The organism is Ramlibacter sp. GS1-15 (genome assembly GCF_057785015.1).
Genome location: NZ_JBYNTU010000001.1, coordinates 3,517,805 through 3,540,405, shown reverse-complemented (window position 1 = coordinate 3,540,405; position 22,601 = coordinate 3,517,805). Strand labels below are relative to the sequence as shown.

The 22,601-nt window shown below is 69.9% G+C and carries 18 protein-coding genes and 1 pseudogene; 15 read left to right on the top strand and 4 right to left on the bottom strand.

What is annotated here, in order from left to right; translation table 11 throughout:
* Positions 1-37: 37 nt before the first annotated feature.
* Positions 38-1,114: a LuxR C-terminal-related transcriptional regulator gene (locus AC3EF3_RS17725; RefSeq protein ID WP_488533466.1), complete on the bottom strand. Its 1,077-nt coding sequence runs from the start codon at positions 1,112-1,114 to the stop codon at positions 38-40.
* A gap of 171 nt (positions 1,115-1,285) precedes the next feature.
* On the opposite strand from AC3EF3_RS17725, the gene AC3EF3_RS17720 reads away from it, so the two are divergent.
* On the top strand, positions 1,286-1,513 hold the full coding sequence (locus tag AC3EF3_RS17720; RefSeq protein ID WP_488533465.1) for a hypothetical protein: 228 nt from the start codon (positions 1,286-1,288) through the stop codon (positions 1,511-1,513).
* Here AC3EF3_RS17720 and AC3EF3_RS17715 read toward each other — a convergent pair.
* Both AC3EF3_RS17715 and AC3EF3_RS17710 read right to left on the bottom strand, forming a co-directional pair.
* Positions 1,507-2,961, bottom strand: coding sequence for a cobyric acid synthase (locus AC3EF3_RS17715; protein WP_488533464.1), 1,455 nt, complete (start codon positions 2,959-2,961; stop codon positions 1,507-1,509). The genes AC3EF3_RS17720 and AC3EF3_RS17715 overlap by 7 nt on opposite strands.
* Positions 2,958-4,265, bottom strand: a complete 1,308-nt coding sequence (locus AC3EF3_RS17710) for a cobyrinic acid a,c-diamide synthase CobB (RefSeq protein WP_488533463.1) — start codon at positions 4,263-4,265, stop codon at positions 2,958-2,960. The genes AC3EF3_RS17715 and AC3EF3_RS17710 overlap by 4 nt, the downstream gene beginning before the upstream one ends.
* 85 nt (positions 4,266-4,350) lie before the next feature.
* Here AC3EF3_RS17710 and AC3EF3_RS17705 point away from each other — a divergent pair, with 85 nt between their 5' ends.
* Positions 4,351-5,217 (top strand): MlaD family protein, encoded by an 867-nt coding sequence (locus tag AC3EF3_RS17705; protein ID WP_488533462.1) that lies wholly within the window; start codon positions 4,351-4,353, stop codon positions 5,215-5,217.
* Positions 5,214-5,816, top strand: coding sequence for an ABC-type transport auxiliary lipoprotein family protein (locus tag AC3EF3_RS17700; protein WP_488533461.1), 603 nt, complete (start codon positions 5,214-5,216; stop codon positions 5,814-5,816). The genes AC3EF3_RS17705 and AC3EF3_RS17700 overlap by 4 nt, the downstream gene beginning before the upstream one ends.
* Here the strand turns inward: AC3EF3_RS17700 and AC3EF3_RS17695 are convergent.
* Positions 5,813-6,370, bottom strand: coding sequence for a cytochrome b (locus AC3EF3_RS17695; protein ID WP_488533460.1), 558 nt, complete (start codon positions 6,368-6,370; stop codon positions 5,813-5,815). The genes AC3EF3_RS17700 and AC3EF3_RS17695 overlap by 4 nt on opposite strands.
* 60 nt (positions 6,371-6,430) lie before the next feature.
* Between AC3EF3_RS17695 and AC3EF3_RS17690 the strand changes: the two genes are divergently transcribed.
* The 12 genes and pseudogenes from AC3EF3_RS17690 to AC3EF3_RS17635 all read left to right on the top strand — a co-directional run bounded on the left by AC3EF3_RS17690 (position 6,431) and on the right by AC3EF3_RS17635 (position 22,599).
* Complete coding sequence (locus AC3EF3_RS17690) at positions 6,431-6,721, top strand: hypothetical protein (protein ID WP_488533459.1); 291 nt, start codon at positions 6,431-6,433, stop codon at positions 6,719-6,721.
* Entirely contained in the window at positions 6,722-7,312 is a 591-nt protein-coding gene (locus tag AC3EF3_RS17685) for an alpha-ketoglutarate-dependent dioxygenase AlkB (RefSeq protein WP_488533458.1), read from the top strand.
* Between the two features lie 147 nt (positions 7,313-7,459).
* On the top strand, positions 7,460-13,546 hold the full coding sequence (locus tag AC3EF3_RS17680; RefSeq protein WP_488533457.1) for a beta strand repeat-containing protein: 6,087 nt from the start codon (positions 7,460-7,462) through the stop codon (positions 13,544-13,546).
* A gap of 21 nt (positions 13,547-13,567) precedes the next feature.
* Positions 13,568-15,244 (top strand): type I secretion system permease/ATPase, encoded by a 1,677-nt coding sequence (locus AC3EF3_RS17675; RefSeq protein WP_488533456.1) that lies wholly within the window; start codon positions 13,568-13,570, stop codon positions 15,242-15,244.
* Positions 15,241-16,578 carry an HlyD family type I secretion periplasmic adaptor subunit gene (locus AC3EF3_RS17670; protein WP_488533455.1) on the top strand — a complete coding sequence of 446 codons (1,338 nt, stop codon included), beginning with the start codon at positions 15,241-15,243 and terminating at the stop codon, positions 16,576-16,578. The genes AC3EF3_RS17675 and AC3EF3_RS17670 overlap by 4 nt, the downstream gene beginning before the upstream one ends.
* Positions 16,579-16,667: 89 nt before the next feature.
* Positions 16,668-17,777, top strand: a complete 1,110-nt coding sequence (locus tag AC3EF3_RS17665) for a PAS domain-containing sensor histidine kinase (protein ID WP_488533454.1) — start codon at positions 16,668-16,670, stop codon at positions 17,775-17,777.
* Positions 17,778-17,787: 10 nt separating this feature from the next.
* Positions 17,788-19,209: an NADP-dependent phosphogluconate dehydrogenase gene (gene gndA, locus AC3EF3_RS17660; RefSeq protein WP_488533453.1), complete on the top strand. Its 1,422-nt coding sequence runs from the start codon at positions 17,788-17,790 to the stop codon at positions 19,207-19,209.
* 79 nt (positions 19,210-19,288) lie between these two features.
* Positions 19,289-19,747 carry a pyridoxamine 5'-phosphate oxidase family protein gene (locus AC3EF3_RS17655; RefSeq protein WP_488533452.1) on the top strand — a complete coding sequence of 153 codons (459 nt, stop codon included), beginning with the start codon at positions 19,289-19,291 and terminating at the stop codon, positions 19,745-19,747.
* A gap of 31 nt (positions 19,748-19,778) precedes the next feature.
* Positions 19,779-20,021: a glutaredoxin domain-containing protein gene (locus AC3EF3_RS17650; RefSeq protein ID WP_488533451.1), complete on the top strand. Its 243-nt coding sequence runs from the start codon at positions 19,779-19,781 to the stop codon at positions 20,019-20,021.
* A gap of 72 nt (positions 20,022-20,093) precedes the next feature.
* Positions 20,094-21,008, top strand: a complete 915-nt coding sequence (locus AC3EF3_RS17645; protein WP_488533450.1) for an aldo/keto reductase — start codon at positions 20,094-20,096, stop codon at positions 21,006-21,008.
* 6 nt (positions 21,009-21,014) lie between these two features.
* A pseudogene (locus AC3EF3_RS17640) lies at positions 21,015-21,488 on the top strand (DUF6064 family protein); the annotation flags it as partial.
* Positions 21,489-21,708: 220 nt separating this feature from the next.
* Positions 21,709-22,599: a Tim44 domain-containing protein gene (locus tag AC3EF3_RS17635; protein ID WP_488533449.1), complete on the top strand. Its 891-nt coding sequence runs from the start codon at positions 21,709-21,711 to the stop codon at positions 22,597-22,599.
* Positions 22,600-22,601 lie beyond the last annotated feature (2 nt).

The window sequence follows — 22,601 nt, the reverse complement described above, 5'->3', positions numbered from 1 at the left end:
GCAAGAAGCAAAACCCGGCACTGCGGTGCCGGGTTTTTTATTTGCCGGCGGCCAGTTCGCTGATGCGCGCGCTCAGCGCCTTGGCCGAATGCACGTCCAGCTTCGTGTAGATCTTGCGAATGTGGTCGGCCACCGTGGTCGCCGACACGTTCAGCTGCCGCGCGATCTGCGCCTGCGAGTCGCCGCGATGCAGCAGCGCGCAGACCTCGCGCTGCGCCGGCGACAGCGGCAGCCGCTCGAGCGCGCGCCGCAGCCACACGACGTGCGGCTCGAACTGCGCGATCATCACCTCCAGCAGCGGCGAGCCGGCCGGCCCGAGCGGCCACATCGGCTCGGCTTCGAACGTGAAGCGGCCCCACGCGTTCTCGACCGTCCACGACCGCTCGCGCCCGCGCCGCTGCCACAGCGCATCGAGCGCAGCGAAGTCTTCGCGCCGCGGCTCGCGGGTGACGGCTTCGGGCGTCACCCCGCCGTGCGCCAGCATCAGCAGCTTCATCGCCTCGGCCGAGGCGTGCGCGAGGCGGCCCTGCGCGTCGAGCGTCAGTTGCGCCGCGCGCGCGGGCGATACCGAGAATTCCATCGCGCCGTTCATGGGCTCGCCGCGCTCGATCCCCTGTGCGATGTACGCCGTCGCCTGTTCCAGCAGGTGTTCCTCCTGCCGGGTGAACTTCGGGTCGCCCGGTGCGCGATACAGCACCAGCGAGCCGAGCGTGCGGCCGTGGGGCGTGCGCACCAGCGCCTCCACGCGCGTGTGCAGGCCTTGCGGCCGCCACACCTCGTTGTACAGCGCCGAGCGGAAGAACGCGGGCGTGTCCAGCTCCTGCGCGCTGTGCACACGGTCGCGCGCACGGATGCTCTGGCGGAACACCGGCATCACCTCCGCCTCGCGGCGGTTGTAGAACTGCTCGAAGTAGTGCGAGGCGATGCGATGATCGATCGGTCCCTCGAACCAGTAGCGCACGATGTTGCCCGCGTCGTCGGTCCAGTCGAACAGGTTGCGGTACGAGGGCACGACGCCGTGCAACGCCTCCAGGGCCGCGGGGATGAACGACTCCGCCGGCAGCCCTGCCTGGCAGAGCGCGCGCAACGCCGAGAGCCCCGCACTGTTCTTCATGGCGCGAGCCTAGTGAGGCACTGCCTGAAAAGCTGTGACGCGCTTCACCCGCTGTAACCAGCCGTCTCGCCGCGGTGTCGAATGCCCCCTGCGCGCAGGGTGCCGATGTGCCTGTCGGCGCCTAGAGTCCCCGCCACGTGCCCACCAAATCAGGGCATAGAGGAGGAAGCGATGCAACTGGTTCCTTTCATCGGCGCGGGCCATTTCAGTTGGAAGCCCCTGCCCATCCGCTGGACCAAGCCCATTCTGTGGGCCGTGCCGCTGGTCGTCGCGTTCGGCGCCGTTCTCGTGCTCACGTCCAGCAAGGACTGGCGCGCGGCGCAGGACACGCCGGAGTTCGCCCTGAGCCCGTCGGCGCTGCCAGTCTCGGGAAGCGTTCCGAGCGATTCCAATCACTGAGGCGCCACCAGCGCCTCGAGCAAGGCGGGAGGGAAGCGGCCTTCGATCAGCCCGGCGAGGCGGTCGAAGGCCGCGTCAAGGTCGCGTGTTGCCGCGCCGAACAGGGCGTGCAGCACGCGCGCGTCCTCGAACAGGCCGTGCAGGTAAATGCCGAGCACGTTGCCCTGCGCGTTCTGCCATGCCAGCCCGGGCAGCACCTCGCGGCCGGGCTGCATGGCCGGATGCCAGGCGGTCTGCCCATGGTGGATTTCGTAGCCGTCGACAGCGACCCGCGACAGCGCGCGCCATTCGCCCGCGACCTCGCCGAAACGCGAGCTGGTGCGGCGCACCGTCTTGGCCGGCTCGAACACCGACACGACCGGCAAGAGGCCCAGGCCCGGCCCGTTGCCATCGATGCCGTGCGGATCGACCAGCGCCTCGCCCAGCATCTGCAGCCCGCCGCAGACGCCGAGCACGGCGCCGCCGGCTGCTGCATGGCGCGCAACGCAGACGTCGAGCCGCTGCGCGCGCAGCCACGCGAGGTCGGCGCTGGTGTGCTTGGAGCCCGGCAGCACGATCCAGTCCGCGCCGGCGCAGTCGGCCGGCGTGCGCGCCCACACCAGGCGCACACCATCGACGTGCTTGAGCGGCTCGAACTCGTCGAGGTTGCTGATGCGCGGGTACGCGATCACCGCGATGGTGCGCCGGGTGGGCCCGGTCGAGGTCGTGCCGTGGTCGAACACGCCGTCCTCCTCGGGCAGGCCGTGCTGCGGCACGAACGGGAGGGTCGCGACCACCGGCACGCCGGTGAGGTCCTCGAGCATGCGCGGCCCGGGCGCGAGCAGCGTCTCGTCGCCACGGAACTTGTTGAGCACGAAGCCGCGCAGCAGCGCGCGCTCCTCGGGCGGCAACAGCGCCCAGGTGCCGTACAGGTGCGCGAACGCGCCGCCCCGGTCGATGTCGCTGACCAGCAGGCAGGCCGCACCGGCATGACGCGCGATGCGCATGTTGGTGAAGTCGCTGTCGTGCAGGTTGATCTCGGCGGGCGAGCCCGCGCCTTCGATCACGATGACCTCGTGCTCGGCGCGCAGGCGCTCGAACGCCTCGGCCACGCGCGGCCAGACCTTCTCGCTGCGCTTCCGCCAGGGCGTCGCGCCCAGCGCAGTGTCGACTTCGCCCAGCACCACGACCTGGCTGCGCGTGTCGGCCTCGGGCTTGAGCAGCACCGGGTTCATCAGAACGCTCGGTTGCACTTTGGCCGCGAGCGCCTGGTGGTACTGGGCACTGCCGATCTCGCCGAGGCGGCCGCCAGGGCCCGGCACCACGCGCGCGTTGTTGCTCATGTTCTGCGCCTTGAACGGCGCAACCTTCAAGCCCCGGTTCGCGTAGTGGCGGCACAAGGCCGTCGTGAGCCAGCTCTTGCCGGCGCCGCTGCTCGTGCCCAGCACCATCACGCAACGCGCGGTCACGACGACGCTCCGAACAGCGCGGCGACCGCCGTCGGGTTCGATGCGAACCACGCGTGGAAGTAGCTCGCGCGCACGTTGTCCTGCTGGTACAGCGCCTCGCCGCGTCGCACGCCGTCGGGCGACGTGGTGTGGCCGCCCGCCTCGAGCGGCGTGCTACAGGTCGAGTGATGGAAGGTGTGGCCGCGCAGCACACCCGCGGGCATGACCAGTTGCTGCGGCCCGATCGCGGCGAGCCGCTCGTGCATGCGCACGCACCCGGGCAGCACGCCCCACATCGCGTGGCGTCGGCCGCAGACCTCCTCGAGCTCGTCGAACAAGGCCATCATGCCGCCGCATTCGGCCCACACAGCACGGCCGGCGGCCGCATGCGCGCGCACGCTCCCGCGCGTCGCCTGCGCAGCGGCGAGCGTGGCGCCGTGCAGCTCCGGGTAGCCGCCGGGCAGCCACAGCGCATCGCACACGGGCACGGTCTCGTCCTTCAATGGCGAGAAGAACGCAACCTGCGCGCCGAGCGCATGCAGCGTGTCGAGGTTCGCGGGATAGATGAAACAGAACGCCGCATCGCGTGCGACGGCGACGGTGCGGCCTGCGAGCAGCGGCGCGATCGTGCGCGGCGCCGGTTCCTCGAATGCCGTCGACCAGCGCGCCAGCATCGCGGCATCGGCCAACGCCGTGGACGCGAGCGCGTCCGCCGCCGCATCGATGCGCGGCATCGCGTCGCCGAGCTCCTCGCGCACGACCAGGCCGAGGTGCCGCTCGGGCAGGCTCATCGCCGCGTCGCGCATGATCGCGCCCAGCCAGGGACTGTCGCTGCCGAGCGCCTCCTGCAACATCCGCCCATGCCCTTCGCCGGCCACGCGATTGGCGAGCACGCCCGCCCACGGCAATCCGGCGCGGTAATGCTGCAGCCCGAACGCGATCGCGCCGAAGGTGCCGGCCATCGCCGACGCGTCGATCACCGCCACCACGGGCAGGCCGAAACGCGCGGCGATGTCGGCGGCACTCGGCCCGCCGTCGAAGAGGCCCATCACGCCTTCGACGACGATGAGGTCGGCTTCGCGGGCGGCCGAGTGCAGGCGGGCGCGGATGTCCTCCTCGCCCGTCATCCACAGGTCGAGGTTGTGCACCGGCGCGCCGCTCGCGAGCTCCAGCCAGCCGGGGTCGATGAAGTCGGGGCCGCATTTGAAGGCGCGCACGCGCCGCCCGCCGCGCGCGTGGAGCCGCGCGAATGCGCAGGCGACGGTCGTCTTGCCCTGGCCCGACGCCGGGGCACTGACGAGAACGGCCGGACAGGAAACGGTCATATGTCATCCTAACGCGCGAAATCATGGCGCCCGAGGGGAATACGGATCGCTCGAGCCGTGTTCGTCCTCAAGGAGGTGCACCCCCATGCCCAAGTCTCCCGAAACCCGCGCGAAGATCGCCTTTGCCGCCACGCTGCTGGCCCTCGCTGCTGCGGCAGGAGGCTGGTACCTGTTCGCGCGCGGGCAGAACATGCGCTACGAGATCCGTTCGAGCGACAGCGTCTCCGGACTCATCCCGGGCGCGCCGGTCGAGTTCCACGGTGTGGAGGTCGGCCAGGTCGAGGAGGTGCGGCTCATCGGTCCGCGCAGCGTGCAAGTGATCGTCGCGGTGAAGAAGGATACCCCGGTCACGACGGCGACCGTCGCGACGATCACGGGCCGGGGACTCGCGGCGCGCGGCTTCACCGGTTATGTGTACGTGAGCCTCGAGGAGCCGGCCAGCGGCGGGCAGCCGCTCGTCGCCGACGCGGGCCGCCGATACCCTTCCATCCCGAGCACGCCGTCGCAGGCCGTGAGCCTGGACACGTCGATCAACCAGCTGGGCGAGAACGTGCAGGCGGCGGTGGCGTTGCTGCGCACGGCGCTCGACCCGCAGACGGTCGCGTCGCTCAAGCGCTCCGTGGCGAGCCTGGACGAGGTGACGCGCACGCTGGCCGCCAACAACGCGCGCCTGCAAGGCATCGTGGTGAACGCCGAGCGGACGACGGCGCAGATGCCGCCACTGCTGCAGGCGGGCACGCAGACGCTGCGCACGATGCAGGACGACGTGCTGCCGCACGCGGACCGCACGCTGGCGCAGATGGACGGCGTGATCGCGTCGACGCAGGACGCGGTCACGCGCCTCGACGCACTCTCGGGCTCGCTCGCCGACACCGCCGATCGCGTGCGGCGCAACCCGGCGATCCTCGTGCACGGCGAGCGGCCGGCCTCCGGGCCGGGCGAGGCCCCATGACGACGCGTCGCATCGCCGGTGCGGCCATCGCATCGTTCACGACCGGCTGCAGCAGCTGGCTGGCGCCGGTCGAGACCACCACCGCCGCTGCGCTGCTGGACAAGCTGCCCGACGAGGTCCCGCGCGCGGCGCGACCGCGCGGCGTGCTGCTGGTGCAGTCGCCCACCTGTCGGCCGGCCTACGACACGACGCGCATGGCGTACAGCCTGCGGCCGCACCGCGTCGATTTCTATGCCCGCCATGAGTGGGCGGAACGGCCCGCGCAGATGCTTGGGCCGCTGCTGGTACGCACGCTGGAGGCGGCGCGTTGCTGCCAGACCGTGCTGGCGGCCCCGCAGCCCGGCGCCTACGACTTCAGCCTGCGCACGGAGATCCACGAGCTGGTGCAGGATTTCTCCGCCGAGCCGCCGCGGGTGCGTCTCGCGTTGCGCATCGTCGTCACCGCGCGCGAGCGCGTGATCGCCGCGCATGCCATCGAGGCCACCGAACCGATGCACGCGAAGAACGCGGAGGCGGGCGTCGAAGCGGCGAACGTTGCCGGGGCGCGGGCGTTGCGCGAGATCGCCCGGAAGGTGATCGACTCGCTGGCTGCCGCCTAGGGCAACATCTTCTTCAGCGTGTCGTCGCGCAGTACCCAGTGGTGCACCAGCGCGGCCACGCTGTGCACGGCCAGCAGTGCGAGCAGCGCGTACGCGAGCCAGCGATGCACGTCGATGAGCACCGGGAACAGGTGCGGGTTGGCGCGGATCAAGTCCGGCAGCGGGAGTCGGTCGAACCAGGCATAGACGGGAAAGCCCCCGGCCGACGACATCAGCCAGCCGGTGACGGGCAGCGCGATCATCAGCGCATAGAACCACAGGTGCACGAAGATGGCTGCGGCCTTCTGCCCGTCGGGCACGCTGTCCGCCAGGCGCGGCAGCACCGTGATCCTGCGCCAGAGCATGCGCACGGCCGCGAGCAGCAATGCGACCATGCCGATCGACTTGTGCGTGAGGATCAGGTGGATCTTCTCCTGGTCGAACCCCGCATCGGGCAAGCGCACCATGTACCAGCCCAGCGCGAACAGCCCGATCAGCAGCGCCGCCATGGTCCAATGGATCAGCACGGACAGGAGGCCGTAGCGGGCGGGGGTGTTGGCGAGGGCCGGTGCCATCGTCCGACTGTACGCGCCCCACCGGCGCGCGACGCGCATTAAAGTCGCGCCATGTGGCAAATGCGTCCCCGCGCCAGCGCGCCGGCCCAGCCGGACGATGGCCTGCTCGACAAGATCCTGCCGGTGCTCTCGGTGTTCACGATGGCGATGACGCTGCCGCAGGTGTGGTCGGTCTGGGTGCTGCAGGACACCGCCGGCGTGTCGCTGCTGTCGTGGTCGGCATACCTGCTGGCCGCCTGCCTGTGGCTGATCGATGGGCTGCGCAAGCACGACAAGACGATCTGGGTCGCGTGCATCGGCTGGATCCTGATGGATGCCGCCGTGGTCATCGGCGTGCTGGTGAGGCAGTGAATGGCCGCGCAGGAGCGGGACCTGTTCGGTGCACCCGAGCCGCGCCTGCCGCAGGGGATGCGCTACGAAACCGGGTTCCTCTCGCCGGATGAGGAGCGGCACTGGATCGGGTTCGCGCAGGCGCTGCCGCTCAAGGAGATGAACTACAAAGGCTATACGGCGCGGCGCCGCGTGGTGAGCTTCGGCGGCAAATACGACTACCTGCGCAACAAGCTCGAGGAAGGCCCGCCGATCCCGCCCGCGCTCGATGCCTTGCGGGGGAAGGTTGCCGCCTGGCTGGGGGTGGCGCCCGAGGCGTTCACCCAGGTGCTCGTCGCCGAATACCGCGAGGGCACGCCGCTGGGCTGGCACCGCGACGTGCCGGACTTCGAGGACGTGGTCGGCGTGTCGCTCCTGTCGGAGGCCGTGATGCGCTTCCGTCCTTATCCACCCGAGGCGCCGAAGAGGTCCGACGTGATCAAGCTCACCGTGCAGCCGCGCTCCATCTACCTGCTGCGGGGACCGGCGCGCTGGGAATGGCAGCACAGCGTGGTCGCGACGAAGACGCTGCGCTATTCGATCACCTTCCGCACGCCGCGCCAGCGCCGCTGACGCGCCGCACGGCCGAGGACGGGCGAAAGCTCCCAGCGGGGCCGGGGACGGTGTTCCGCCGAAAACGGGATGTTTTGACCATGCAGCTGGACGGCAGGGCGGGCCAAATGAAGCCCCAGGTTGACTTCGCCATCTGCCGGAGAGCCCATGGGTACTACGATCACCAGTGGAACCGTCACGTCCTTCGCCAATACGCCGCAGGCCGGCGATGACCTCTACCTCGCCACGCTGACCGGCCTGACGGAAGACTCGACGTGCGTCGTCGTGTTGAACGTCATGGCGAACGATCTCGGCGGCGCCGCCAAGACCCTCTATTCGCTGGACGACGCGAGCAGCGCGGGAAGCACGACCGCACCGACGGACCTCCTCGCGCAGGACACCGCGCGCGCCGAGGCCACCAGCACCGACACGAGCTTCGGGGGCGCCAGGATCTGGATCACGGCGGACGGCAAGGTCGGCTACGACACGGCAACCCTGAGCGCGGCATTTCGCGCGCAACTGCAGTCCCTCAATGCGGGCCAGACGCTCAACGACACCTTCACGTATGCCATCCGGCTCGGCAACGGCACGCTGAGCTGGGCAACCGTGACCGTGCAGTTCGCCGGGGCCAACGACGCGCCGGTGGTGGCCGCCGTGGTGGCGGGCACGGCCACGGAAGACGGTGCCGTCGCCACGCTGGATGCACTCGCGAACGCCTCGGACGTGGACAGCGGCGCCGTGCTGAGCGTCGTGAATCTTCCCGCGACGCTGCCGGCCGGCGTCAGCTGGGATGCAGCCACGCATTCCTTCAAGCTGGATCCGTCCGACAGCGCCTACCAGCACCTCGCCGTGGGCGGCAGCACGGTGGTCACGGTGAACTACGGCGTCTCGGACGGCATCGTGACGACGCCGGCGTCCGTGAGCTTCACGGTCTCGGGCACCAACGACGCGCCGACGGTGACGGCGGCCCTGACCGCCGCCGGCACGGAAGGCGGCGCGGCCGTGACGGCGAACCTGCTGGCCGGCGCGGGGGATGTCGACGACGGCGAGGCGGCAACGCTCACTGTATCGAACGTGATGTACCGCGTCGATGGCGGGGCCCCGAGCGCGAGCGCACCGGCGGGCTTCAGCCTGAGCGGATCGACGCTGACGGTCGACCCGACGAATGCAGCCTTCGACCATCTGAAAGCCGGGGCGACGACGCAGGTCGTGGTCAGCTATCTGGTGAAGGATGCCCAAGGCGCGACGGTCGCGCAGACCGAGACGGTGACGATCACGGGCACGAACGACGTGCCCATCGTGACGGGCGCGCTCAGCCAAACGGCGGCCGAAGGCGCCGCCTCTTTCACCGCGAATCTGCTCGGCGGCGCGAGCGATGCCGATGACGGCGAGACGGCGACGCTCTCCATTGCCAATGTCACGTACAGCGTCGATGGTGGCGCTGCTTCGGGCACCGCGCCGGTCGGCTTCAGCCTGAGCGGCTCGACCCTGACGGTCGACCCGACGAACCCGGCGTTCGATCACCTCGCCGTCGGCGCGCACACGACCGTCGTTGTTTCCTACGACGTCCAGGACCCGCAGGGCGCCACAGTCGCCCAGACCGAGACCGTCACCATCACCGGCACCAACGACATCCCGACGGTGACGGGCGCGCTGACGGCAACCGCTGCCGAAGGCGCATCGTCGTTCACGGCGGATTTGCTGAGCGGCGCGAGCGACCTGGACGATGGCGAGACGGCGTCACTTTCGATTTCGAACGTCACTTATAAAGTTGACGCCGGGGTCGCCACGGGCTCGGCGCCCGCCGGCTTCAGCCTGAGCGGGTCGACGCTGACAGTCGATCCCACGAACACGGCCTTCGACCACTTGGCCGTCGGTGCGCACACGACGGTCGTCGTCGCCTACGACGTCAAGGACGCGCAGGGCGCAACCGTCGCCCAAACGGAGACGGTGACGATCACGGGCACCAACGACATTCCGACCGTCACGGGCACGTTGACCGGAGCAGTTGCCGAAGGCGCGTCCTCATTCACGGCCAACCTGCTGGCTGGTGCAAGCGATCTGGATGACGGCGAGACGGCGACTCTGTCGATTTCGGATGTCACCTATTCGGTCGATGGCCTCGCCGCATCCGGCACACCTCCTGCGGGATTCAGCCTGAGTGGCTCGACGCTCGCGGTGGATCCCACCAACACCGCCTTCGACCACCTCAAAGTCGGCGCGAGCACGACGGTCGTGGTCGGCTACAACGTCAAGGACGCCCAAGGTGCAACCGTCGCCCAAATCGAGACCGTCACGATCACCGGCACCAACGATGTGCCGACGGTAGCCGGTGTGCTGAGCGACACGGCAGCCGAGGAGACGGCCTCTTTCACGGCGAATCTTTTGAGCGGCGCCAGCGACGTCGACGATGGCGAAACGGCGACGCTGTCCATCGCGAACGTCACCTATTCGGTCGACGGCGGCACGGCAACTGCCACGGCGCCCGCCGGCTTCAGCCTGAGCGGATCGGTGTTGACAATTGATCCCACGAACACCGCTTTCGACCATCTCAAAGTCGGCGCGAGCACCGCGGTCGTGGTGAGTTATCTGGTGAAGGATGCGCAAGGCGCGACGGTGGCGCAAACGGAGACCGTCACGATCACCGGCACCAACGATGTGCCGACGGTAGCCGGTGTGCTGAGCGACACGACTGCCGAGGGTGCCGCCTCTTTCACGGCGAATCTGCTGGCCGGCGCGAGCGACGTCGACGACGGCGAGACCGCGACCTTGTCCATCGCGAACGTGAGCTACGTCGTCGATGGCGGCACGGCATCCTCTACAGCGCCCGCTGGCTTCAGTCTGAGCGGCTCGACCCTGGCGGTCGACCCCACGAACCCCGCTTTCGACCACCTCAAGGTCGGGGCAAGCACCGTCGTCTTGGTCGCCTACGACGTCAAAGACGCGCAAGGCGCGACCGTGGCGCAGACTGAAACCGTCACGATCACGGGCACCAACGACGTGCCCACGGTGACGGGCGCGCTGAGCGAAATCGCCGCCGAGGGCGCATCTTCGTTCACGGCCGATTTGCTGAGCGGCGCAAGTGACCTGGACGACGGTGAGACGGCCACGCTGTCGGTCCACGACCTCACGTACGCCGTCGACGGCGGAGCTGCGTCGCCGACCGCACCCACCGGCTTCAGCGTCAGCGGATCGATCCTCACCGTGGACCCGACGAATGCGGTTTTCGATCACTTGGCCGTCGGCGCGCACACGACGGTCGTCGTCGCTTACAACGTCAAGGACGCGCAAGGTGCGACCGTCGCCCAAACCGAGACCGTCACCATCACCGGCACCAACGATGTGCCAACGGTCACTGGCGTGCTAAGTGAAGCGGCCGCCGAGGGTGCCCCATCGTTCACGGCCAATCTGCTGAGTGGCGCGAGTGACTTGGACGACGGCGAGACCGCGACCTTGTCCATCGCGAACGTGACCTACGCCGTCGACGGCGCCACGGCATCGGCCACGGCACCCGCCGGCTTCAGCCTGAGCGGATCGGTGTTGACGGTTGATCCCACGAACACGGCCTTCGATCACCTCAAAGTCGGGGCGAGCACCGTGGTGACGGTTGGCTACCTCGTGAAGGACGCACAAGGTGCGACGGTCGCCCAAACGGAGACGGTCACGATCACCGGTACCAACGATGTGCCGACAGTGACCGGTGCGCTGAGCGCAACGGCTGCAGAGGGTGCGCCCGCGTTCACCGCCAGTTTGCTGAGCGGTGCGAGCGACCCGGATGACGGCGAAACCGTGACGCTGTCCGTCGCGAACGTGAGCTATTCAGTCGATGGTGGAGCGGCATCGACGACAGCACCGGCCGGCTTCAGCCTGAGCGGATCGACCCTGACGGTCGATCCGACGAACACCGCGTTCGATCACCTCAAGGTCGGAGCGAGCACCGTGGTGGTCGTCGCCTACGACATCACGGACGCGCAGGGCGCCACGGTCGCGCAGACCGAAACCGTCACGATCACCGGCACGAACGATGGTCCCCGGGTGGCAGCTCCCTTGGCGGCGACGGCGGCCGAAGGCTCGATCGCGTTCACGCACGACCTGCTGTCGGGCGCCACCGATCCGGACGACGGCGAGACGGCGACCCTGGCCGTGACCGGCGTCACCTACAGCGTCGACGGGGGCACCGCGTCGGCCACGGCGCCCACGGGCTTCAGCCTGAGCGGGGGCTCGCTCGGCGTCGATCCTTCCAACGCGGCCTTCGATTCGCTCGCCGCGGGCCAGAGCCGCACGGTGGTGGTCAGCTACACGATCGAGGACGCGCACAACGCGACGGTCGCGCAGACGGACACGATCACGATCACGGGCGTCAACGACGCGCCCGTACTGGACGCCTCCGCCTCGCCGGTGCTGGCCGCCGTGGACGAGAACGCCGGCGCACCGGTCGGCGCCGTGGGCACGCTGGTGTCATCGCTCACCGGCTTGAGCAACGTCAGCGACGCGGACAACGGCGCGCTCACCGGCATCGCACTCACGGCGACGGACGGCACCAACGGCGTGTGGTGGTATTCGACGAACGGCGGCACGAACTGGGCGCTGGTGGGTTCGGTCTCCACCGCATCGGCACTGCTGCTGGCTGCGGACGCGAACACGCGCCTGTACTTCCAGGGGAACACGGGTTTCGACGGCACCATCGCCTCGGCGCTGACTTTCCGCGCCTGGGACGAGACCACCGGGACGGCCGGGGGGCACGGCGATACGGCCGTGAACGGGGGAACGAGCGCGTTCTCGACGGCGACCGACACCGCGGCGATCACGGTGAACAACGTCAACGCGAACCCGGTGGCGAACCCGGACGTGATCTACGTCTCGAATGGCACCGTCGTGACCCTGCCGACGAGCGTGCTGCTCGCAAACGACACGGACATCGACGGGCTGTCGCTGTCGATCGCCTCGATCACCGCGCCGGCGGGCGCGCTGGCCTCGCCGATCACGCTCAACCCCGACGGGACGTTCACGTTCACCACGGGTGCGAGCGGCGGGACCGTCGCCGCGCCGACGCTGGTGACCCTGAGTTATGCGCTGAGCGACGGGGCGGGCGGAACGGCGACCGGCACGCTCACGCTCGACGTCGTGAACACGACCACGGGTGCGGACCCGGTCAACCTCAGCACGGTGTCCGGCTACCAGGCTTCCTTCATCGACGGCAAGGCCGGTGCCGACTCGCTGACCGATGGGGCGGGGCTGTCGATCCTGCAAGGCGGACTGGGCGCCGACAACCTGAGCGGAGGCGCAGGCAACGACCTGCTGATCGGCGGCGACAACAACGACGTGCTCGCCGGCGGGGCGGGCAACGACGTCCTTCGCGGCGGCCTGGGCAACAACGACTCGATGGATGGCGGCGCCGGGGCCGAGGACCTGCTGGACTTCTCCGACGGCACGCTGGCCGTCAACTTCACGCTGGTCCAAAGTGCGGGATTCACGTTCCTGGCCAACGGCACCGCGGGCCTGGGGAACAACGACAGCTACGCCAACATGGAAGGGGTGATCGGGACCAAATTCGCCGATACCCTCAACGGAAGCGCCCTGAACGACATCCTGCGCGGCGGCGCCGGGAACGACACGATCGACGGCCTGGCGGGCAACGACCTCATCGACTTCTCCGACGCCACCGGCGGCATCAATTTCGTGCTCGTGCAGAGCCCGGTCGCGACGGCGTTCTCCGCGCCCGGCCTGGACACCGACAGCTACAAGAACATCGAAGGCGTCATCGGGACCAGCTTCGACGACCACCTGACCGGCACTGCCCTGGCGGACCAGCTCCGCGGCGGCGGCGGCAACGACGTCATCTCGGGGCTGGGGGGCAACGACCGCATCGCCGGCGGCGCGGGCGCCGACACGCTCACCGGCGGGACCGGGGCCACGAGCGCCGACACCTTCGTCTTCGACACGGCGCCGAACGCGGTCGACACCATCACCGACTTCGAGGCGGACCTCGGCGACAAGATCGAGCTGTCCGCCGCGGTGTTCGCCAACCTGGCGACGGGGCCGGGCACGGCACTCGCGGCGGCGGACTTCGCGTCGGTGGCCGGCACGGGTGCGACGGCCACGGTGGCCGCAGGCGTCAACATCATCTTCGACAGCAGCACCGGCAACCTGTACTACGACGCGGACGGCGGCAGCAGCGCGAACCGCACGCTGTTCGCCACGCTCACGGGTCTCACCGGGACCTTCGACCAGAACGACATCCAGGTCGGAACCTGAGGCCCGCGCAGGGACGCTGCCATGCCATTGCTCCTGACGCTCCTCAAACGGCCGCTCGCCGCGGTCGTGACGCTGTCCTTCGTCATCAACCTGCTGCTGCTCGCCCCGGCGTTGTTCATGCTGCAGCTGTTCGATCGCGTGCTCACCAGCCAGAGCCGCGAAACGCTGCTCGTGCTGCTCATCGGCATGGCGCTGGCGATGGCCCTCATGCTGGTGCTGGACTACGTTCGCAGCCGCTTGCAGGGCGCGGCGGGCAGCCTGCTGGGCGAATACCTGTCGCCGCTCGTGGCCCGCGTGATGCTCGCCCGCTCGGCGCGCCCGGGCGAGGCCGTGCCGCAGGAGGCCCTGCGCGACGTGCAGTCGGTGCGCACGCTGTTCTCGGCCCAGGGCCTGCTGGCGATGCTCGACGCGCCTTGGGCCATCGTCTATGTCGCAGTGATCGCGATGGCGCATCCGATGCTGGGCCTGGCGGCGGCCGCGGCATCGGTGCTGATGCTCGTGCTGGCCGTGGTGAACGACTGGATGACCCGCCGCGACATCGAGACCCTGCAAAGGGAGGCCGCCAGGGCCACGCGCTATCTCGAGAGCTCGATCCACAACGCCGAAGTGGTGCAGTCACTCGGCATGGGCGATGCGCTGCTCGCGCGCTGGCGGCAGCTCAATCAGGGCGTAACGGCGCTGCAGCGTCCCGCGGCGCGCCGCTCGGTCGCACTGGCCGCGACGACGCGAACGACGCGCCAGCTCGTGCAGGTGCTGGTGCAGGCACTGGGCGCCTACCTGGTGATCACGGGCGAGGGCACGCCGGGCATCCTGGTCGCGACGACGCTGCTGCTTGGACGGGCACTGGCGCCGGTCGAACAGGTGGTGGCCAGCTGGCGCGTGCTGGCCGAAGGGCGGCTGGCATTCCGGCGCCTGCGTACGCTGCTGGCCGACCACGATGCCGAGGCGACGCGCATGGCGCTGCCCGCGCCGACCGGGCGCCTGGAAGCGCAAGGGGTGACCTACCGGGCGCCGCACGGCGGCCGGGTCATCCTGTCGGGCGTGTCGCTGTCGCTCGAGCCCGGCGAGTCGCTCGCGATCATCGGGCCGAGCGGGGCCGGCAAGTCCACGCTGCTGAGGCTGCTCACGGGCCTGTGGCAGCCGAGCGCGGGCGTGGTGCGGCTCGATCACGTCGACGTGGCGCAATGGCCGCGCGCGGCGCTCGGACCGTGGCTGGGTTACGTGCCGCAGGACGTCGAACTGTTCGCGGGCACGATCGCCCAGAACATCGCGCGGCTGGGCGAGGTCGATTCCGCCAAGGTCACGCGTGCCGCCCGCCGCGCCGGCGTGCACGAGATGATCCTCGCGCTGCCCGAGGGTTACGACACCGCGGTCGATCCCGCCGGCAATGTGCTGTCGCCCGGCCAGCGCCAGCGCATCGCGCTGGCGCGCGCGCTGTATGGCGATCCGAAACTGCTGGTGCTGGACGAACCCAATTCGAACCTGGACGGCGCGGGCGAGATCGCACTCGCCGAAACGCTGCGCGCCCTGGCCGGACAGGTCACCGTGGTGGTGGTGACCCATCGCAGCACGCTCGTGCAGCACGTGCGCAAGATCATGGTGCTGGAAGGCGGGCGGGTGCAGCAGTTCGGCACGCCGGACGAAATCCGCCAGGCCTTCAGCCGGAAGGCCGAGCGGCAGGCGGAGGGCGCATCATGAGCGAATCGCTGCAGGCACCGACGCCGACCGACCCGCTGGCTCCGCACCTCGAGGACCTGCGCCGGCTGTCCCGGTGGGGCGCGGGCATCGTCCTCGCGGGCGTGTTGCCGGCCGCCGCCTGGATGGCCCTCGCGCCACTGTCGTCGGCCGTCGTCGCACCTGCCTACGTGAAGGTGGACCTCAACCGCCGGCCGGTGCAACACGCCGAAGGCGGCACGGTGCGCGAAGTGCTGGTGCGCGACGGCCAGATCGTGCGCGAGGGCGAACCGCTGCTGGTGCTGGGCGACGTGTCGGTCGATGCCGACCGGAACCGCCTGGACCTGCGCGTGAAGATGGAGCGCGCCAGCCTGGCGCGGCTCGAGGCCGAGCAGGCCATGTCGCGTGCCATCGCCTTCCCGCCGGACCTCGTCGAGAGCGCGCGCGGCGACTCGCGACTGGCGCAGCAGATGGCCAAGGAGCGCTCGCTCTTCGACACGCGGCGCGATTCGCTCGTCGGGCAGGTGCGGCTGCTGCAGGCGCAGCGCGAGAAAGTGGCGGACGAGATCCGCGCGCTCACGGCGCAGGTCGCGCAGGCGGGCGAGTCGATCGCGTTCCAGCGCACGGACCTGGAAACCAACCGCAAGCTCCTGAAGGACGGGTTCATTTCCGCCACGCGCATCGCGCAGCTCGAAGGCGCAGTGGCCGACTACGGGGTGAAGCTGGAAGAGCGGCGTTCGGAGCTCGCGCGGGCCCAGCAGCGCTCGGTCGACGCGGACCTGCGCATCCGCTCGCTCGAGAACGACTACCGCCAGCAGGCCGGCGACCAGCTCAAGGTGACGGCGGCCCGCCTGTCGGAGATCGAGCAGGAGCAGCGCAAGTCCATCGACGCGTCGGCGCGCCAGGTGATCACCGCGCCGGCCAGCGGCGAAGTGATCGACCTGAAGGTCACCGCGTCCGGTTCCGTCATCGCGCCGCGCGAGACCATCGCCGACATCGTGCCCCGCGACACGCGCCTGGTCACGGAGGCGCGGATCCGCACCGAGGACATCAGCCGTGTGCAGAAGGGCCAGGCGGCGGACATCCGCTTCACGGCGTTCAAGTACCGCACCACGCACCTGGTGCACGGGAAGGTGACGTACATCTCCGCCGACCGCCTGGTCGACCACGCGAGCGGCGCGCCGTATTACGCCGTCCTCGTGGAAGCCGACGCCGAGTCTTTGCGCGCCGCGGGCGACCTCAAGCTGCAGGCCGGCATGCCGGCGGAGGTCTACATCCGCGGCGAGGAGCGCACCCCGCTGCAGTACCTGGTCGAACCGGTCACCCAGGTGCTGCGGCGCGCGGCGCGCGAACGATGAGCCGCCGGTAGCCGCATCGCACGCGCAGCCTGCGCCCACTCCTACAGTCCCACCGCGATGACCACCACAGAATCGTTGCGAGGACGGCCATGCAAGAGGCACCTGCGCCCACGCCTGAGCTCCTGCTCCAGTTCATCGAGCAGACGCTGGAGTACGCCGTGGTGGTGATGGACCCGCAAGGGACGGTCACCGGCTGGCTGGGCGCTTCGGAGCGCGTGTTCGGCTACAAGCGCGAGGACATCGTCGGCAGTCCCGTCGGCAGGCTGTTCACGCCGGACGACATTGCGCGCGGGCTCGACCGCCAGGAGCTGGCGATCGCGCAGGCGGCCGGCCGGTCCACCGACGACCGCTGGCACGTGCGCAGCGACGGTACCGCCGTGTGGATCACCGGCACCGTGGAGGTGATGCGCACGCGCGGCGGCGAGCTCGCCGGCTTCGTCAAGATCGCGCGCGACCGCACCGACCTGCGCGCGCAGCTCGATTCGCTCACCAACGAGATCGCGGGTGCGCAGGCGCAGGTGCGGCACACCAAGGCGTTCCTGCGCACGCTGGGGCACGAATTGCGCAACCCGCTCGCGCCGCTGCAGATGGCCGCGCAGATCATCCGGCGTTCGGACGACCGCGCCGTCATCGAGCGCTCCGTCGACACGATCCTGGCGCAGACGGCCACCATCGCGCGCCTGGCGGACGACCTGATGGAAGCGACGCGGCTGGATGCCGGCCAGGCCCGCCTGCAGCTGCATCCGCTGGACTTGCGCGTACTGGTGCAGCAGGCGAGCGATTCCTTCCAGGGACTTGCCGTGGAGAAGCGCCTGTCCATCGATGTGGTCCAGCCGGACTCGCCGCTGACGGTCAACGCCGACGGCCCGCGCCTTCAGCAGGTGCTGCTCAACCTGGTGTCGAACGCCTTGAAGTACACGCCCGCCGGCGGGCGCGTGTGGCTCAAGACGACGAAGGAGGGCAACGAGGTCGTCCTGCGGGTGGAAGACACCGGCATCGGCATCCCGCCCGACGTCCTGCCGCGGATCTTCGACCTGTTCACGCGCGAAGCGACGGCCGTGGAGACCGACCCTCACGGGCTGGGCATCGGCCTGGCGATGGTCCGCCAGATCGTCAGCCTGCACGGCGGCTCGGTGCAGGCGCGCAGCCCGGGGCGGGGCCGCGGCACGGAATTCACGGTGCGCCTGCCGGCGGTATGACAATGCGGGGATGAGCACCCCGCAACCCTCGGACCTCGGCATCGTCGGCCTCGGCGTGATGGGCGAGAACCTCGCCCTCAACTTCTGCCGCCACGGCTTCACCGTCAGCGGCTACGACCTGGACCCGCCCAAGCGGGAGCACTTCGCGCAGCGCACGCAGGCGACGGCCCCGCGCTCGCTGCAGGAGCTGGTCGCCGGCCTGCGCACGCCGCGCGTGCTGCTGATGATGGTGCCCGCGGGCGAGACCGTGGACGCGATCCTGGCCGACCTGCGGCCGCTGCTCGCGGCCGGCGACATCGTGATCGACGGCGGCAACACGCGCCACACCGACACGCACCGGCGCCTCCTCGAACTGCAAGGCACGGGCATCCTGTACGTCGGCGCGGGCGTGAGCGGCGGCGAGGAGGGCGCGCTGCGCGGGCCGGCGATCATGCCCGGCGGCGACGCGCAGGCCTGGCCGCGCATCAAGCCGATGCTGCAGGCGATCGCGGCCTGCGCCGACGATGGCGCGCCCTGCTGCGAATGGATCGGACCGGGTGCGGCCGGCCATTACGTGAAGATGGTCCACAACGGCATCGAGTACGCCGACATGCAGACGATCTGCGAGGCGTATTTCCTCATGCAGGAGCTGCTGGGGATCGCGCCGCGCGAGATGAGCGAGGTCTTCGCCGGCTGGAACCGCGGCGAGCTGTCGAGCTACCTGATCGGCATCACCGCCGACATCCTCGCGCGCACCGACGAGGAAACGGGCCGGCCGCTGGTCGACGTCATCGTCGATACCGCGGAGCAGAAGGGCACGGGCAAGTGGGCGAGCCAGGCGGCGCTGGACCTGGGCGTCACCGCGCCGACCATCGCCGAGGCGGTGTTCGCGCGCACGGTGAGCGCCGTGCGCGCCGAGCGCGCCGCGGCCGCCGCCGTGCTCAGCGGCCCCAGCGTGCGTTTCGCCGGCGATGCTCCGGCGTTCATCGACAAGATCGGCCATGCGCTGCTGGCGGCCAAGGTGTGCGCCTACGCGCAGGGCTTCCAGCTGCTCGCCGCGGCCGACCAGGAATACGGCTGGGACCTGCCGTTCGCGACGATCGCGGCGACCTGGCGCGCCGGCTGCATCATCCGCGCGAAGCTGCTGGAGGAAATCCGCGGCGCCTATGCGCGTGCGCCGAAGCTGGCCAACCTGCTGGTCGACGCGCATTTCGCGCAGGTGATGGCCGGGTCGCACGCGGCGCTGCGCGAAGTCGTCGCCACGGCCGCGCAGCACGGCGTGCCGGTGCCCGCGTTCATGAGCGCGCTCGCGTACTACGACGGCTACCGCGCCAAGCGCCTGCCCGCCAACCTGCTGCAGGCGCAGCGCGATTACTTCGGCGCGCACCGTTACGAACGGCTCGACCGGCCGGGGAAATTCCATACGAAGTGGACGGGGGAGTCCTCTTCCTGACGGAGATCAACTCCGGTATGCGCCGCGCGCGCGACCATGTCCTCGCGCTCCGCCGTGGACGGCGGACAAGGGAGGCTCCATGGACGATCCACTGAAGCAGAAGATCCTGGCACTGCTCGATGCCCATCGGATCATGACGATCGCGACGCTGCGTCCCGACGGCTGGCCACAGGCCACGACGGTCGGCTACGCGAACGAGGGCATGACGCTCTGGTTCCTGTGCGGGCTGCAGAGCCAGAAAGCGAAGAACCTCGCGCACGACAACCGCGTTTCGATCACCATCGACCACGACACGCCGGACCTGACGGCGATCACCGGCCTGTCGATGGCGGCGCGGGCCCACCGGGTGACCGATCGCGCCGAAGCCGACAAGGTCCTTCGCCTGCTGCCGCTGAAATACCCCGACGCCCCGCCCGCCACCGCACAGATGAAGATGCCCGCGCCCGATGAGGTGGCGCTCTTTCGCATCGTGCCGGAAGTGATCTCGGTACTCGACTACACGAAGGGGTTCGCGCATACCGACCTGGTCGCCTGCTGAGGCCGTCGCGTGACCTGCTTACACTCCCGCCATGGAACTCAAGATCGTCGTGTACTCGAAGTCGGCCTGCCCCCAATGCGACTCGGCCAAGATGCTGCTGAAGTCGCGCTCGCTGGGCTTCGAGGAAATCAGGATCGATGACGAGGCCGAGCGCCTGGCGTTCTACGAGCGCTGCGGCCCTTCGGTCCGGCAGATGCCGCAAATCTTCATCAACGACCAACGGGTCGGCGGCGTGACCGGCCTGCAAGCGGCGCTGGCGCAGCTGGGCCGTTAGCGCCCCGGCAGGTCAGGGGCTGAGGCAGCCGCGAGTCGCGGCGCGCTATGCTGGGCGCGAAGGACTCGTGCGATGCGTGCCTGGCCTGTCCCGTTCGTCACGCGCCGGTCGCTGCTGATGGCGGCGGCGTGCGCGGCACTGCCGCGACTCTTCGCAGCGCAGACGTCCGTCATCGCGCGGCCGATTCCCTCGAGCGGCGAGCCCCTACCCGTGGTAGGCCTGGGCACCTGGATCACCTTCAATGTCGGCCGGGACGCCGCCGCGCGCCGCGAGTGCGCCGAGGTGATTCGCAATTTCCTCGAGCTCGGCGGCCGGATGATCGATTCCTCGCCGATGTACGGCTCCTCGCAGGACGTGGTCGGCGACGCCTTGGCGCGACTGCACGCGCAGGACCGCGTCTTTGCCGCTGACAAGGTCTGGACCAGCGGCGATGGTGCGGCGCAAGCGGACGAGACGCGTCGCCTGTGGCGCGTCGCGCGCCTGGACCTGCTGCAGGTCCACAACCTGCTTGCCTGGGAAAGGCAGCTGCCGCTGGTCGAGCGGATGAAGGCGCAGGGTGGCGTGCGCTACGTGGGCATCACCACGTCGGAAGGCCGGCGCCACGGCGAGATGGAGCAGCTGATGCGCTCGCATCCGCTCGATTTCATCCAGCTCACCTACAACCCGGTGGACCGCGAGGCGGAGCGGCGGCTGTTGCCGCTCGCTCGTGAGCGCGGGATCAGTGTGATCGCGAACCGGCCCTTCCAGCAAGGCGCGCTGCTGCGCCGCCTTGCGCGCGAGCCACTCCCCAAATGGGCCGCCGAGATCGGCTGCCGTAGCTGGGCGCAGCTGGTGCTCAAGTTCATCGTGTCGCACCCGGCGATCACCTGCGCGATTCCCGCCACGAGCCGCGTTGACCACGTGCGCGAGAACATGGCGGCAGCCGCCGGCCCGTTGCCCGACGACGCGATGCGCCGCCGCATCGCCGAAGCGGTCGCCAGGCTTTAGAGCCCCATGAGCGAGTGGTGGACCTACCGCCTGTCGAGCTTCCTGATGTTTTCGCCGCGCACGTACGGGCGGCTGGTGGAGACCTACAACCGCCAGCTCTGGCCGTGGCAGCTCGTGATGCTCGCCATCGGCATTGCGCTCCTCGTTTTGGCGTGGCGCCGGAGCTCGGTCGCGAACATCGCCATGACCATCGGGCTGGTGATCGCCTGGCTGCAGGTGGGCGGGTCGTTCTTCTGGGCACGGTACACGGAGATCTTCACGGGCGCGCCTTTCCTCGCGATCGCCTGCTGTGTGCAGGCCGTGCTGCTGGTGATCACGGGAAGGCGTCCCGAGGAACCGTCGCGCTCGACCTTGGGCCTGCTGCTCGCGACTGCCGGCGTGCTGCTCTATCCGGTGGCGGGCGTGTTCCTGGGTCGTCCCTGGTCGCAGGCCGAGACCTTCGGTGTGATGCCGGACCCGACGGCGCTTGCGACGCTCGGGTTCGTCCTGCTGCTGCACGGGCGTGCATCGGCTCGCGCGGTGCTCTGCGCGATCCCGGTCACCGTGCTCGCGTTCGGCTGGGCCACGCTCGCGACGCTCGCCTCGTCGGGCTCCGGCCAGAGTTCGGTTTATCCTGAGCGATCGGCAGCTTTCATCTGCTTTTTCCGGCGGGCGCCCGCTGCTACCTTCGAGGCTCCCCTTACTCTTCGGAGACTGAGCCATGAGAAAAATCCTTGCCCTGTGCGCCGTCGTGCTGATGCTGGGCTCGACGCTGTCCCTCGACGCCGAAGCCGCGCGCCGGCTGGGCGGCGGCCGCTCGGTCGGCATGCAGCGCCAGGCCACGCCGCCGGCGCAGGCGCCCGCCAACACCGCCACGCCAGCTGCGCCCGCGCAGCAGGCCGCGCCGGCGGCCGGCACCGCCGCAACCGCGGCCGCGGCCACCGCAGCGCCGAAGCGCAGCTGGATGGGCCCGATCGCCGGCCTCGCCGCCGGCCTGGGGCTCGCGGCCCTCGCGTCGCACTTCGGCTTCGGCGAAGCGCTGGCCAACATGCTCACGATCGCGCTGCTCGCGATGGTCGCCTTCGCCGTGATCGGCTTCGTCATGCGCAAGCGCATGCAGCCGCCGCAGCCGGCATATGCCGGCGCAGGCCCCGCCGGCATGCCACGCACCGGCTCGCTGATCGGCTCGAGCCTGGGCGGCGGTGGTGCCTCGCCGCAGGCCCCGCGCATCCCCGACGGCTTCGACACCGCTGCCTTCGAGCGCAACGCACGCGAGCAGTTCATGGCGCTGCAGGCCGCGAACGACGCGCGCGACCTGGACCGCCTGCGCGACTATCTCACGCGCGAGATGTTCGAGGCCGCGCGCGCCGACATCGCGACGCGCGGCGATGCCCCGCAGAAGACGGACGTCTTCGGCCTGCAGGTGCAGGTGCTCGAGGTCGTCGAGGAGGCGACGCGGTACGTCGTCAGCGTGCGCTTCACCGGCAGCGTGCGTGACGAACCCGGCGCCGTGCCCGAGGACCTCGACGAGGTGTGGCACCTGACGAAGCCGCGTGCGGGCTCCGGCGGCTGGACCATCGCCGGCATCCAGCAGATGCAGCAGCCAGCCTGAGC

What these genes read in the sequence shown, in the direction of transcription:
- AC3EF3_RS17705 (WP_488533462.1), top strand. Translation starts at nt 4,351, where the DNA reads ATGCCCAAGTCTCCCGAAACCCGCGCGAAGATCGCCTTTGCCGCCACG.
- AC3EF3_RS17670 (WP_488533455.1), top strand. Translation starts at nt 15,241, where the DNA reads ATGAGCGAATCGCTGCAGGCACCGACGCCGACCGACCCGCTGGCTCCG.
- AC3EF3_RS17725 (WP_488533466.1), bottom strand. Translation starts at nt 1,114, where the DNA reads ATGAAGAACAGTGCGGGGCTCTCGGCGTTGCGCGCGCTCTGCCAGGCA.
- AC3EF3_RS17655 (WP_488533452.1), top strand. Translation starts at nt 19,289, where the DNA reads ATGGACGATCCACTGAAGCAGAAGATCCTGGCACTGCTCGATGCCCAT.
- AC3EF3_RS17635 (WP_488533449.1), top strand. Translation starts at nt 21,709, where the DNA reads ATGAGAAAAATCCTTGCCCTGTGCGCCGTCGTGCTGATGCTGGGCTCG.
- AC3EF3_RS17675 (WP_488533456.1), top strand. Translation starts at nt 13,568, where the DNA reads ATGCCATTGCTCCTGACGCTCCTCAAACGGCCGCTCGCCGCGGTCGTG.
- AC3EF3_RS17665 (WP_488533454.1), top strand. Translation starts at nt 16,668, where the DNA reads ATGCAAGAGGCACCTGCGCCCACGCCTGAGCTCCTGCTCCAGTTCATC.
- AC3EF3_RS17685 (WP_488533458.1), top strand. Translation starts at nt 6,722, where the DNA reads ATGGCCGCGCAGGAGCGGGACCTGTTCGGTGCACCCGAGCCGCGCCTG.
- AC3EF3_RS17700 (WP_488533461.1), top strand. Translation starts at nt 5,214, where the DNA reads ATGACGACGCGTCGCATCGCCGGTGCGGCCATCGCATCGTTCACGACC.
- gndA (WP_488533453.1), top strand. Translation starts at nt 17,788, where the DNA reads ATGAGCACCCCGCAACCCTCGGACCTCGGCATCGTCGGCCTCGGCGTG.
- AC3EF3_RS17695 (WP_488533460.1), bottom strand. Translation starts at nt 6,370, where the DNA reads ATGGCACCGGCCCTCGCCAACACCCCCGCCCGCTACGGCCTCCTGTCC.
- AC3EF3_RS17680 (WP_488533457.1), top strand. Translation starts at nt 7,460, where the DNA reads ATGGGTACTACGATCACCAGTGGAACCGTCACGTCCTTCGCCAATACG.
- AC3EF3_RS17650 (WP_488533451.1), top strand. Translation starts at nt 19,779, where the DNA reads ATGGAACTCAAGATCGTCGTGTACTCGAAGTCGGCCTGCCCCCAATGC.
- AC3EF3_RS17645 (WP_488533450.1), top strand. Translation starts at nt 20,094, where the DNA reads ATGCGTGCCTGGCCTGTCCCGTTCGTCACGCGCCGGTCGCTGCTGATG.
- AC3EF3_RS17690 (WP_488533459.1), top strand. Translation starts at nt 6,431, where the DNA reads ATGCGTCCCCGCGCCAGCGCGCCGGCCCAGCCGGACGATGGCCTGCTC.
- AC3EF3_RS17710 (WP_488533463.1), bottom strand. Translation starts at nt 4,265, where the DNA reads ATGACCGTTTCCTGTCCGGCCGTTCTCGTCAGTGCCCCGGCGTCGGGC.
- AC3EF3_RS17720 (WP_488533465.1), top strand. Translation starts at nt 1,286, where the DNA reads ATGCAACTGGTTCCTTTCATCGGCGCGGGCCATTTCAGTTGGAAGCCC.